This window comes from Kribbella sp. DT2 (genome assembly GCF_049844575.1).
In the GTDB taxonomy this organism is placed as follows: Bacteria; Actinomycetota; Actinomycetes; order Propionibacteriales; family Kribbellaceae; genus Kribbella.
The window spans coordinates 40,044-51,840 of sequence record NZ_JBNCLH010000018.1 but is presented as its reverse complement, the minus strand read 5'-3'; the positions used below and the strand labels follow the sequence as shown (position 1 = coordinate 51,840).

The 11,797-nt window shown below is 68.5% G+C and carries 10 protein-coding genes; 4 read left to right on the top strand and 6 right to left on the bottom strand.

The genetic code is table 11. The features are described from left to right. Window positions 1–86: 86 nt before the first annotated feature. Both ACLQ2O_RS41015 and ACLQ2O_RS41010 read right to left on the bottom strand, forming a co-directional pair. On the bottom strand, window positions 87–341 hold the full coding sequence (locus tag ACLQ2O_RS41015) for a hypothetical protein (protein WP_425843141.1): 255 nt from the start codon (window positions 339–341) through the stop codon (window positions 87–89). 19 nt (window positions 342–360) lie between these two features. Continuing rightward, window positions 361–2,043: a sodium:solute symporter family protein gene (locus ACLQ2O_RS41010; RefSeq protein ID WP_425843139.1), complete on the bottom strand. Its 1,683-nt coding sequence runs from the start codon at window positions 2,041–2,043 to the stop codon at window positions 361–363. Between the two features lie 219 nt (window positions 2,044–2,262). Between ACLQ2O_RS41010 and ACLQ2O_RS41005 the strand changes: the two genes are divergently transcribed. Together ACLQ2O_RS41005 and ACLQ2O_RS41000 are read left to right on the top strand one after the other, a co-directional pair. Beyond that, window positions 2,263–3,693, top strand: coding sequence for a histidine kinase (locus tag ACLQ2O_RS41005; protein WP_425843137.1), 1,431 nt, complete (start codon window positions 2,263–2,265; stop codon window positions 3,691–3,693). Continuing rightward, a complete protein-coding gene (locus ACLQ2O_RS41000) occupies window positions 3,686–4,324 on the top strand; it encodes a response regulator (protein WP_425843135.1) in 639 nt (212 codons plus the stop codon). The genes ACLQ2O_RS41005 and ACLQ2O_RS41000 overlap by 8 nt, the downstream gene beginning before the upstream one ends. On the opposite strand, the gene ACLQ2O_RS40995 is transcribed toward ACLQ2O_RS41000, so the two are convergent. Next, complete coding sequence (locus ACLQ2O_RS40995) at window positions 4,321–5,346, bottom strand: endonuclease/exonuclease/phosphatase family protein (protein ID WP_425843133.1); 1,026 nt, start codon at window positions 5,344–5,346, stop codon at window positions 4,321–4,323. The genes ACLQ2O_RS41000 and ACLQ2O_RS40995 overlap by 4 nt on opposite strands. A gap of 156 nt (window positions 5,347–5,502) precedes the next feature. On the opposite strand from ACLQ2O_RS40995, the gene ACLQ2O_RS40990 reads away from it, so the two are divergent. Continuing rightward, window positions 5,503–5,997 (top strand): PaaI family thioesterase, encoded by a 495-nt coding sequence (locus ACLQ2O_RS40990; protein ID WP_425843131.1) that lies wholly within the window; start codon window positions 5,503–5,505, stop codon window positions 5,995–5,997. 50 nt (window positions 5,998–6,047) lie between these two features. After that, on the top strand, window positions 6,048–6,656 hold the full coding sequence (locus tag ACLQ2O_RS40985; protein WP_425843129.1) for a hypothetical protein: 609 nt from the start codon (window positions 6,048–6,050) through the stop codon (window positions 6,654–6,656). A gap of 3 nt (window positions 6,657–6,659) precedes the next feature. Here ACLQ2O_RS40985 and ACLQ2O_RS40980 read toward each other — a convergent pair whose 3' ends face one another. From ACLQ2O_RS40980 to ACLQ2O_RS40970, 3 genes are all read right to left on the bottom strand, one after another. Then, window positions 6,660–7,694, bottom strand: coding sequence for an ABC transporter substrate-binding protein (locus tag ACLQ2O_RS40980; RefSeq protein WP_425843127.1), 1,035 nt, complete (start codon window positions 7,692–7,694; stop codon window positions 6,660–6,662). Between the two features lie 112 nt (window positions 7,695–7,806). Further along, window positions 7,807–10,086, bottom strand: a complete 2,280-nt coding sequence (locus ACLQ2O_RS40975) for a glycoside hydrolase family 95 protein (protein ID WP_425843125.1) — start codon at window positions 10,084–10,086, stop codon at window positions 7,807–7,809. Between the two features lie 21 nt (window positions 10,087–10,107). Then, window positions 10,108–11,778, bottom strand: coding sequence for an ABC transporter substrate-binding protein (locus ACLQ2O_RS40970; protein WP_425843123.1), 1,671 nt, complete (start codon window positions 11,776–11,778; stop codon window positions 10,108–10,110). Window positions 11,779–11,797 lie beyond the last annotated feature (19 nt).

Sequence of the window (11,797 nt, the reverse complement as noted above, 5' to 3'; positions counted from 1 at the left end):
GGAACGGGGGCGATGCCGGCGTCCCACCGCAAAGGACCACCGGCGCTAGTGGTCTTACAACGACCGCAAGCGCCGGAGGTCACTGCCTACTCAGCGGCCGACTCCTCCGCGGGCTCGGCCGGTACGACGATCGGCCGCAGCCGCGACCAGGTCACGAAGATCGCGGCGAACACGAGCATCGCGATCCCGCCCCACAGGTTGATGTTCAGCCCGTCGGCCTTGTCCACCTCGGCCGGGTCGGCGATGATCCCGAGGATCGTCAGCACCACGCCGTACACGCCGATCAGCAGCGCGATCACCACCCGGATGTCGAACGCTCCGGCTTTCTGCTTGTCTGCCATCTCCTCGTTCCTTTCCGGGTCAGCCGAAGACGATGTTCAGGACGACGGTCATCGCGAGCGCGATCCCGGCCAGCAGGGTCGGCTTGCGGTACCAGCCGTGGTCGCCCTCCTGGGCCGCCTCGGTCCGGTCCGCCTTCGGGGTCAGCGAGTAGACCAGCCCCTTCAGCTCCTCGTCCGGCTTCGGCCTGGTGACCAGGCTGATCACGACGCTGAGCACGATGTCGACGACGAACGCGGCACCGGCGCCGACGAAGCTGGCGCCCTGGCCCGGCAGGTTGATCACGCCGGTCTCGGACAGGACGAAGACCACCACGGCGGTCGTCGTACCGCTGACCAGACCGACCCACCCGGCCGTGGCCGTCATCCGCTTCCAGAACATGCCGAGGATGAACGTGGCGAACAGCGGCGCGTTGAAGAACGAGAACAGCTGCTGCAGGTAGTCCATCAGGTTGCTGTAGCCGGACGCGATCGCCGCCGTACCGACGGCGATCAGCGTGCCGACCACGGTCACCCAGCGGCCGGTGCGCAGGTAGAAGCCGTCGCTGCGGTCCTTGATCACGTACCGCTCGAGCAGGTCGTACGTCATCACCGTGTTGAACGAGCTCAGGTTGGCCGCCATACCGGCCATGAACGACGCCAGCAGACCGGTGATCGCCAGGCCGAGCATGCCGTTCGGCAGCAGGTCGCGCATCAGCAGCAGCAACGCGTCGTTGTAGGTGACCTCCGAGCCGGTGCCGGCCTTGACCGCCTGCAGCTCCGGTACGGCGACCGCGGCGATCATGCCGGGGATGATCACGATGAACGGGATGAACATCTTCGGGAACGCGCCGATGATCGGGGTCCGCCGGGCCGCCGACATGTTCTTGCTGGCCATCGCGCGCTGGACCTCGACGAAGTTCGTCGTCCAGTAGCCGAACGAGAGCACGAAACCGAGGCCGAAGACCAGGCCGATCACCGAGAGGAAGCTGTTGTCGAAACCGCTCAGCTGGTTGCCCGGCCAGGCGCTCAGCTGCTCCGCGCCGCCGTTCGGGGCGGCGGTGACCTTGTCGACCAGGCCCTGCCAGCCGCCGACCCGGTGCAGGCCGACGATGGTCAGCGGCAGCAGCGCGGCGACGATCACGAAGAACTGCAGCACCTCGTTGTAGATCGCCGCGGACAGGCCGCCGAGCGTGATGTAGCTGAGAACGATGACCGCGGCAACGATCGTGGAGACCCAGATCGGCCAGCCCAGCAGCACGTTGACGATGGTGGCGAGCAGGAACAGGTTCACGCCCGCGATCAGCACCTGGGCCACCGCGAAGCTGATCGCGTTCACCAGGTGGGCCGGTTTACCGAACCGGCGCAGCATGAACTCCGGCACGCTGCGCACCTTGGAGCCGTAGTAGAACGGCATCATCACGACACCCAGGAACAGCATCGCGGGGATCGCGCCGATCCAGAAGTAGTGCACGGTCGGCATGCCGTACTGCGCGCCGTTGGCCGACATGCCCATGATCTCGATCGCGCCCAGGTTGGCCGAGATGAAGGCCAGGCCGGTCACCCAGGCCGGCAGCGAGCGGCCGGACAGGAAGAAGTCGAGGCTGTTCGAGACCGCGCGTTTGGCCAGGTACCCGATGCCGAGCACGAAGACGAAGTACAACGCGATGATGATGTAGTCGATCGCCTGGGCGTCGAGCCTCAGGACCGATTCTTGCGCGAACATCCGGCCTCCGCATCGTCATGTGACGCAAGGTGCTGTTACCGGTGAGGAACGTTACTCCTGCTTTCAACCACAGTCCCGCTGGGCCGCGCCCGGGCGTTTCTCCACCCCAGGATCCACCGTCGGCTGGTCGTCGGCCCGCGCTCGGCGGGGATAACTTCGCGGTGATGAGGACCGGGTCGCGTGCGACGATCGGCCTGCGCCGTGGGAGGAGGAGAACCGTTGATCAGGAAGCAATCCGGCTTGCTCGGGTGGAACGGTGTGCTCGCCCGGTTGCTGATCACCGCGGTGATGATCGGCGTCCTGGCCACCGCGCGCCCGTCCGAGCCGTGGGCCTGGCCGGTGCTCGTCGCCGCGCTGCTCAGCTTCCTCGCCGGGACGTTCCTGATGCACCACCACGAGCTGTGGTCGCTCGGGCTTCTCTCGTACGCCGCCCTGAGCGCCGCCGTCATCACCGGGATGCCTGGTTCCAACGCGCTCATCCTGGTGCTGGTCCCGGTCACCGACGTCGCGGTGATGACGTTCGTCCGTACGCCGCGACTGCGCCGCAACCAGCCGATCATTGCCCTCGGCATCGGTTGCGCGCTCGCGTACGGCGTCTCGACCGCGCTCTACGACCGCACGAGCAGCTGGTTGTTGAGTCAGCTGTTGTGGACCGCGGTCCTGATCCTCTTCGGCCTCAACCGCCGCCACGACGAGCTCCGCGTCCAGCAGACCGCGAAGCTCCTCGACCAGACCGTGCTCGCCCAACGCGAACACTCCCGCGCCGCCGCGTTGGACGAACGCACCCGCATCGCCCGCGAGCTCCACGACGTACTGGCACACTCGCTCGGCGCCCTGAGCGTCCAGCTGGAACTGGCCGAAGCCCTCCTCTCCGAGAAAGACGACCGCGAAGCAGCCCTGGACCGAATCCGCCGCTCCCGCCGGCTCGCAGTCCAAGGCCTGACCGAGGCCCGCAACGCGGTCGCCACGCTGCGGCAGGACCAAGTGCCCGCCTTGCCCGAGGCACTCGAGTCGCTGACCGCGCACCACGGGCAGGATCACGGGGGCATCCCCAGCTTCACCGTCACCGGCGAAGTCCGCGCTGTCGACCCCGGTGTCGTCGTCGCACTCCTCGGCGCAGCCCGAGAGTCCCTGACCAACGCGGCACGCCATGCACCCGGTCGCCCTGCCGAGGTCGACCTGATCTACTCCCCAACGGCAGTCCGACTGGAGATCCGCAACCGGCTGGGGCCGCCTGCCATGCGGCCGGAAGGGCCGCGCGGGCCAAGACCGCTCCGGCCGGAGAAAGAGCGGAGTGAGCCAACAGCCGGATCGTCGGCCGCAAAGCCAGCCGGGGCGGGGGGCCAGGCCTCCCCTCCGCTTTCCCCCGCCGAAGATCGCGGCACAGCCGCGGGTGCGGGGTATGGCCTGGTGGGGATGCGGGAGCGGTTGGCTAGTGAGCCAACAGCCGGATCGTCGGCCGCAAAGCCAGCCGGGGCGGGGGGCCAGGCCTCCCCTCCGCTTTCCCCCGCCGAAGATCGCGACACAGCCGCGGGTGCGGGATTTGGCCTGGCGGGGATGCGGGAGCGGTTGGCCTTGGTGGGTGGGGAATTGTCGGCTGGGGTTGTTGACGGGGAGTGGGTCGTGGTGGCGGAAGTGGAGGATGAGTGACGTGATTCGGGTGGTGGTTGCTGATGATCAGCAGGTGGTGCGGGAAGGGCTGGTGGCGTTGCTCGGGTTGCTGGAAGGAGTGGAGGTTGTGGGGGCCGCGGCCAACGGGGGTGAGGCTGTGGAGTTGGCGAGCGCCGGCGGGGTTGATGTGGTGTTGATGGATCTGAAGATGCCGGTGGTGGACGGGGTGCAGGCGACCGCGAGACTCACGGCTGAGCACCCGGAAGTCGCCGTACTGGTGCTGACGACGTACGCGGACGACACGTCGATTGCTCAGGCGTTGAAAGCAGGGGCGCGGGGGTACTTGACGAAGGACGCCGGGCGGGTGGAGATCGGGGCGGCGCTCAGGGCGACCGCGGCGGGGCAGTCGACGTTCGATGCGGAGGTGTCGCGGCGATTGGTGGCCGGGCTTTCGACGGCGCCGAAGAGCAACGACGGATTGACCGCTCGGGAGACCGAGGTACTACGGCTGATCGCGCAGGGCTTGAGCAACCCGGAGATTGCGGCGTTGTTGTTCATCGGGGAAGCGACGGTGAAGACTCACATCAACAACACGTTCGCCAAGATCGGTGCGCGGCATCGTGCGGAGGCCGTGAGGTACGCCTACCGGCACGGGATCGCTGAGGCCTAGACCGCAAGCTCCGCGACCACAGGCCGGTGGTCGCTGCCGGTTTGCTCCATCACCCACGCCTTGGTCGGCGTCACGCCGCGGACCATGATGTGGTCGATCCGCGCCATCGGGAACTTCGCCGGCCAGGTGAACCCGAACCCCTGCCCGGCCGCCCCCTGGGCCGACCGCAGACCGGCGGTGATCGGCGCGAGGCTGCGGTCGTTCGCCGTACCGTTGAAGTCGCCCATCACGACCACCCCGGCGCGCTTCTCGGCCGCGATCTGCTGGGCGAGCTGCTTGATCGTCTCGTTGCGCTGGTTGGACGTGAAGCCGCTGGTGCCGACCCGCACCGATGCCAGGTGCGCGACGTAGAAGGCGACCTTGCCCTCCGGCGTACTGACCTCGGCGCGCAGCGCGCGGGTCCAGGAGAAGCCGACGTCGACGGCCTTGCCCTCCTCGACCGGGAACTTCGACCACAGCGCCACGGTCCCCCGCGACACCACGTGCGGGTACGTCTTGGCGAGCTCGCGCTTGTAGATCTTCAGGTCCGCCGAGGTGATCTCCTCCAGCGCGATCACGTCCGCGTCGGCCGTCAGCAGCTCGGCCGCCGTGTGCTCCGGGTCCGGGTTGTCCGCGCCCACGTTGTGCGAGAGCACGCGCAGGTCGTGCGGCCCGCCGGACCCGTTCGGGATCAGCAGGTGACCGAACATCAACCCCCACACGACCGCCGGCACCAGTAACGCGACCCCGGCCGTGGCGGACCGGCGTACGAGCGCTGCGACGGCCAGCACCGGTACGGCGATCCCGACCCACGGCAGGAACGTGTCGAGCAGGCTCCCCAGGTTTCCGACCGTGTTCGGCACGTAGCGGTGGAACATCAGCGGCAGCGCCGACAGGATCGCCAGCACCGCGATCACGATGCCGCGACGCCATTTACCACCAGTACGGCGCTGCCCACCGGTACGGCGCTGCCCACCCGTGCGGCGCTTTCGGGCGGCGCTGCGCGGCGGGCGGCTGGCGAGTGCTGTCTGGCGGTCGGGCATGACGTTGATTCTTACGGACACCCGGCCCGTACCAAAGTCCGTGACACGTAAGGCCCCGGTAATTCATCCGTTGGGGGGACGGACGGCGAACCGGCAGCGCCGATCGGAGGAGGACGGATCCCCCAAAAGAACCTGGCTGAGTCTATTATGCAGACCATGGGTGAGCAGACGTTCCAATGGACCGATCCCGAGCAGGTACTGGCCGAGACAGCGGCCCTCAGCGGACTGGAGTACATCCAGGGCATGACCGACGGCAGCATCCCGCCACCACCGATCGCCGTGCTGATGCAGTTCGGCCCGGTGAGCGCGGAGAAGGGCAAGGTGGCGTTCAGCTGCCGGCCGTCGCACGCGGCGTACAACCCGATCGGGATGGTGCACGGCGGCCTGGTCTGCACGTTGCTGGACACGGTGACGGGCTGCGCGGCGCACACCACGCTGCCGGCCGGCGTCGGCTACACGTCGGTCGAGATCAAGGTGAACTACCTGCGCCCGGTCCTGGCCGACACCGGTGAGCTGGTCGGGACCGGCTGGGTGGTGAAGGGCGGCCGCTCGGTGATATTTGCCGAAGGCAACGTCAAGACCGCGGCCGGCGACCTGGTCGCCACCGCGACCAGCACCCTCCTGGTCAGGGCGCGACCCGGGGCGGCCTGAGCGACGCGCGGGGGCTGGTGCCCGGCCCCCGCAGCGCACACAATGCGGTTATGACGAAGACCGAGCCCCCACCTTCCTTCGTGGTGCGCAAGAGCCGGTGGGAGAGCACGGCCGGTCTCCTGTACGTCGGCCTGGTGGTCTTCGGTCTGATGATCCTGCTGACCATCGGCTGCGTCGTGGTCGCGCTGGCCAGGAACGAACCGGTCCGCGAACCGCTGGAGACCGTCTGGCTGTCGCTCGGCGGAATGCCGCTGATCTTCGCGGTCGGCCTGCCGGTGCTGCTCGGCGTCGGCTGGGTCACGACCGCGGAGTCCCGGCACGAGGCCGACAGCGAGGAGATCCTGCTCGCGATCGACAGCGAGGGCGTCTACCTCGGTGGCGACCAGCCGCAGAAGCTGCCGTGGGAACAGGTGCACGGTATCTGCCGGGTCGAGCGGCGCGAGGTGCACGGCGACGAGGACGAGAGCTGGTCGTCGTACCTGATCGTTCAGAAGGTCCCGGACGCCGAACTGCCGAAGCTGTCGAAGAACTGGGGGCCGTCCTGCGACTGGCCGGGCAGCCTGCTCACGAAGACGCTGTCGTTCGAGGAGCTTGAAGGCGCCGTACGCCGGTACGCGCCGCACGTCGCGGTGAACGACCGCGGGCGCGTACCGGACTGAGCGTCAGCTCTTGGCGGACAGGTACTTCTCCAGGTCCGTCAGCGTCGCCTGGGCGCCGATCGGCCCGAGGCCGAGGAACCAGACCTCGTCGTTGACCCGCTGCACATGGCCGGACTTCACGCCGGACAGCGACTTCCACAGCGTCCCGTTGACGACGGTGTTCTCCGCGGTCGTCTCCGGCTTGCCGTAGCTGGAGTAGAAGATCCGGTCGCCGTCGGCCTGGCCGATGTTCTCCTGGGAGATCTCCAGCGCGAGCTCCTGGATGTCCTGCACCTTCGGCCGCGGCAGACCGATGTCCTTCAGGATCACGCCGATGAACGACAGGTTGCCGTACAGCCGGATGTCGGCCGGGCGGAACCGGACCAGCGAGATCGTCGGTGAGCCCTCGACCTTGCTCTTCACCTCGTCGGCGCGCTTCTGGTAGTCGTTCAGCGTCTGCGTCGCCTTGGCCTCCTCGCCGAGGGAGTCCGCGACGAGCAGGAAGTCTTCCTTCCACGGGAACCCGGGCCGGATGCTCATCACGGTCGGCGCGATCGCGCTGAGCTTGGCGTACAGGTCGTTGGCGCGCAGCTTGCTGCCGAGGATCAGGTCGGGCTTCAGGTTCGCGATCGCCTCGAGGTTGAGCTCGCTGACGCCGCCGACGCTCGGGATGCCCTGCGCCTTGTCGGCCAGGTAGCTCGGGACCGCGTTCTGGCCGGCGTTGGTGCCCATGCCGACCGGCGTGATGCCGAGCGCGAGCACGCCGTCCAGCTCACCGCTGTCCAGGACGACGACCCGCTCGGGCTTCTTCTCGAGCTTGGTGTCGCCGAGCGCGTGCTTGACCGTCCGCGGGAAGACGCCGTCGGCGGCGTCCGAGCCGAGCTTCGCGGTCTCCGCGTCGGCGGTCGAGAACAGCCGCCCGCCGGTCGCCACGTCGGTGTCGCCGACACCGGTGTCGCCGACACCGGTGTCGGCCGACTTGTCGTCGCCGCCGCAGCCGGCCAGTGCCAGGCCGAGCACGGCCAGTCCCGCGACGGCCGCGGTCCATCGGCTCCTCATGTTGTGTCCTCTTCTCAGACGGTAGATCCGTAGCGGACATTACATGAGTTTGGTTAGGCAACCCTCATTTTGTTGCGCATCCCACCCACCCGAACCGCCGGTCACCGACCCGCTACAGCCGGACCGTCTCACCGGCCGGAAGCTCGACCTCGATCGGCTCGGCCGTTGCCCCCAGGGCGATCCGGAAGCGACCCGCCCGGTCGGCGCGCACCAGCGTCTCGGTGATCTGCCCGTCCTGCCAGGTGACGTCGACCGCGAGGCCGCCGCGCGCCCGGAGGCCGTGGTACGAGCCGGTCGGCCACTCGGACGGAAGAGCCGGAAGCACCCGTACGACGTCCGTGTGGCTCTGGATCAGCAACTCGGCGATCGCGCCGGTCAGGCCGAAGTTCGCGTCGATCTGGAAGATGTCGCCGTCGCGGTGCAGCAGGCTTCCGGCGACCAGGCGACTGGTGTAGTCCCGTACGACGTCCGCGGCCTTCTGCGGCTCGGACAAACGGGCGTACAGCGCGATCAGCCAGGCGCTGGTCCAGCCACCGGCCGGACGACCCGACGTGCGGAGCTCGAGCGACTTGCGGACGCCGCCGGCCCACTCCGGCGTACGGGCCGGGTCGATCTGGTTGCCGGGGTACAGCCCGTACAGGTGGGACTGGTGCCGGTGGTCGAACTCCGACGGCGGCCAGTCGGTCTGCCACTCGAGCATCCGGCCGTCCTCGGTCAGCCCGATCCCGGGCAGCCGGTCGACAGCAGCCGCGAAGCGGGCGGCGAGGTCGGACGCCAGGCCGAGCGCGGTCTCCGCTTCGGACAGGTTCGCGAACAGCTCGCGGATCAGCCACAGGTCGTACGTCGAGGTGACGTCGACCGACGCCTTCTCCCCCGACGGCAGCAGGAAGTGGTGCTCGGGCGCCGTCGACGGGACGAACTGCAACCGGCCGTCGCCGTCCTCGACGAGCATCGCCAGCACGAACTCGGCCGCGCCGGCCAAGATCGGGTACGCCCGCTCGCGCAGCCAGGCCTCGTCGGGGTGGAAGCGGTGGTGCTCCATCAGGTGGGCCGACATCCAGACGCCGCAGGTCGCGGCCATCGCCCAGACCGGGTCGTCGCCGCCGTCGCCGACCGGCCAGGTCGCGCGCCAGATGTCGGCGTTGTGATGGGAGACCCAGCCGGGGGCGTCGTACAGGATGCGGGCGGTCTCGTGGCCCGACTCAGCCAGGCCTTCGAGCAGATCGGTGAACGGGTCGAAGCACTCGTGCAGACCGGTCACGTCGGCGAGCCAGTAGTTCATCTGGGTGTTGATGTTGTTGGTCCAGTCGCTGGCCCACATCGGGCGGCGGTCCTGGTTCCAGATCCCCTGCAGGTTGGCCGCCTGGGTGCCCGGCCGGGACGATGCCATCAGCAAGTACCGACCGAAGGCGAAGAGCAGCCCGGCCAGGTCAGGATCGTTGCCTCTAGCACCGACCGCGCGAACGCGTTCGTCGGTCGGCAGGTCGACCGGCGTACCGAGGGTGAGCCCGGCGCGGTCGTACAGCGCGGTGTGGTCGTCAAGGTGCCGCTGGAGAAGCCTGTCGGGAGCAACAGCATCCACCAGCCGTACGGCGTCCGGCAGCGGCAGCTCACGCGCCGGCGGCACCGACCACCCCTGGAAGCTGCTGGCCGCGGACAGCACCAGCGTGACCGAGTCCGCGCCCTCGACGGTGAGCCCGTCCGGTCCGGCGGCGAGCGTGCCGCCTTCGGCGAAGGCCCGCAGCGCCACGCCGAACCCGATCCCCCGGCCGTCCTCGTACCGGATCGGGTCCGGGCTCTCCCGGTACTCGATGGTGAGGTCGGACGGCGCGCGCCCGGTGATCCCGATCGTCCGGCTGTCGACCACCGACGGCTCGACCGGGTGCACGCTGGTCAGCGCGGCCAACAGGTTCACCGATCCCGGCGCGTCGGCCGTGATCGTCCAGACCAGCACCTGGTCCGGTGTGGACACGTAGCTCTCGCGCCGGAACCTGGCTCCACCTTGCGTGTAGCTGGTCGCGGCGATCCCGGTCCGCAGGTCGAGGCTGCGCCGGTAGTCCTGGACGGCGCCCCCGCCGGGCGAGGTGATCAGCAGATCACCGAGCGGCTGGTACGACTCGACCAGCGGCCCCTGCAGCGCCCGGGTCCGCTCGGTGGCCGCGAGCCGGTTCCCGTCGTGGAGCAGCAACCGCCGTACGTCAGCCAGTACGGCGGGCCCGTCGGCGACCTGCACCGTGCGCGGCCCGTCACCGGACCAGACGTCGTCCAGGTTCAGCGCGACCCGCTCGTCGGCCACCCGGCCGAAGACCATGCCGCCGAGATGCCCGTTCCCGATCGGTAACGCCTCGAACCAGTCCGGTGCGGGCGTACGGAACCACAACTCGTGCGACATGGTCTTCCTTCGGGTGGCTTGTTACTTGGAGCCGGACTTGTACTTGTCGTAGGCCTGCTGCTGGATCTCCAGGTACCGGGTCATCCCGGTCCCGTCGAGACCCTTCACGAACTCGTCCCAGCCGGTGTCGATGTTCTTCGACCCGGTGATGAAGGCGAGCTGGTTCTGCGTGACGTAGTTGTTCAGGTTCGTCTGCAGCGTGGCGAGCTCACCGGCCAGCGCGGGGTCCGGCCAGACCGAGGTCTGCGGGAACCACTGGGCCTTGTCCTCGTGGCCGACGTACTGCTTGGTGGCCTCGAACAGGCGCCGCTCGTAGCCGGCGTCGCTGTAGATGTCCTTCGGCGTGGCCTGCTCGTTGCGGTACGCCTGGGTGATGTTGTACTGCGCCATCGCGTCCCAGGAGATGTTCGTGGGGTGCTCGGTCTCGCCCTTGCGGTAGTAGGCGACCTTGGTCTTGTCGTCCAGCGCCACGTCACCAGGCCGCGGCTTGACCCAGCCGACCCCTTCGGGGCCCATCACGCCGACCTTGCGGCCCTCGTCGCTGTAGAGGTAGTCGAGCATCTTGATCGCGGCGACCTGCGCCTCCTTGCTGGCCTTGTTGGTCAGCATGAAGGTGTAGCCGGTCGAGCTCGGGTAGTTGTAGCCGGTGAAGCTCTTGCCGTTCGGACCGGTCAGCGGCGGCGCGGCGTCGTACTGCTTGTCCCGGCCGTCCTTGGATCCGAGCTGGACGAAGATCGCCGGGTGCAGCAGCGGCGACGAGCCGACCCGGACCGCCTTCGGGTCGTTGCCCAGGGCCTGCAGCGCCTCGGCGTTCTGGGTGAACGAGCCCTGGTCGATCAGGCCCTCCTTGTACAGCGAGTTGATGTACTTCAGGCCCTCCTTCCACTCCGGCTTGTTCACCGGCGTGACGACCTTGTCGCCGTCCAGCGCGAGCAGCGAGCGGACGCCGTTGTTGGCGCCGACCGGGTTGTAGGCGAACGCGTTCATCAGGTAGCCCATCAGGCTGCTGTCCTGGACGTCGGTCGTCATCGGGATCTCGTCGGCCTTGCCGTTGCCGTTCGGGTCCTGGGTCTTGAACGCGCGCAGGACCGTGCGCAGCTCCTCGGTGGTCTTCGGCGTCTGCAGACCGAGCTTCTTCAGCCAGGCGCTGTTGATCCACAGCTTGTCCGGATAGGTGCAGTGCTGGCAGTCCGACCACTGCGGCAGCGCGTAGACGTGACCGTCCGGGGCGGTCGACATCTCCTTCAGCGTCTTGTTCTCGTCCAGCGCCTTCTGGATGTTCGGCGCGTTGTCCTTGATCAGCTGCTCCAGCGGCAGCGCGACACCCTGGCCGCCGAGCTTGAGTACCTCGGCCTGGGTGAAGCCGTCCACCCAGGGGATCAGCATGAACAGGTCGGGGTAGTCACCGCTGGCCAGCGCGATCTGCCGCTTCTCCTTGGCCGGTCCGCCGTCGAAGGTGGTGGTCTGCCAGCGGAACTGGATCTTGAACTTGTCGCTGATCGCCTTGGTGACCAGGTTGGTGTCCAGGTTGGTGCGCGGGTCGGCCGGCGCCAGCGTGTCGATGACGACCTTGCCGTCGGCGCTGACCTCGTTGGCCGCACCGTCCTCGGAGTCGTCGCCGGACGAACAGCCCGCGACGGCCAGCGTCGCGGCCACCGCCAGCGCGGCCACCTTGCCCATGGTTGAGCGCATTTCCCTTGTTCCTTTCTCG

Coding starts and splice junctions, on each gene's coding strand:
- ACLQ2O_RS41010 (WP_425843139.1), bottom strand. CDS start 2,043: ATGTTCGCGCAAGAATCGGTCCTGAGGCTCGACGCCCAGGCGATCGAC.
- ACLQ2O_RS40975 (WP_425843125.1), bottom strand. CDS start 10,086: ATGTCGCACGAGTTGTGGTTCCGTACGCCCGCACCGGACTGGTTCGAG.
- ACLQ2O_RS40980 (WP_425843127.1), bottom strand. CDS start 7,694: ATGAGGAGCCGATGGACCGCGGCCGTCGCGGGACTGGCCGTGCTCGGC.
- ACLQ2O_RS40970 (WP_425843123.1), bottom strand. CDS start 11,778: ATGCGCTCAACCATGGGCAAGGTGGCCGCGCTGGCGGTGGCCGCGACG.
- ACLQ2O_RS40990 (WP_425843131.1), top strand. CDS start 5,503: ATGGGTGAGCAGACGTTCCAATGGACCGATCCCGAGCAGGTACTGGCC.
- ACLQ2O_RS41000 (WP_425843135.1), top strand. CDS start 3,686: ATGAGTGACGTGATTCGGGTGGTGGTTGCTGATGATCAGCAGGTGGTG.
- ACLQ2O_RS40985 (WP_425843129.1), top strand. CDS start 6,048: ATGACGAAGACCGAGCCCCCACCTTCCTTCGTGGTGCGCAAGAGCCGG.
- ACLQ2O_RS41015 (WP_425843141.1), bottom strand. CDS start 341: ATGGCAGACAAGCAGAAAGCCGGAGCGTTCGACATCCGGGTGGTGATC.
- ACLQ2O_RS40995 (WP_425843133.1), bottom strand. CDS start 5,346: ATGCCCGACCGCCAGACAGCACTCGCCAGCCGCCCGCCGCGCAGCGCC.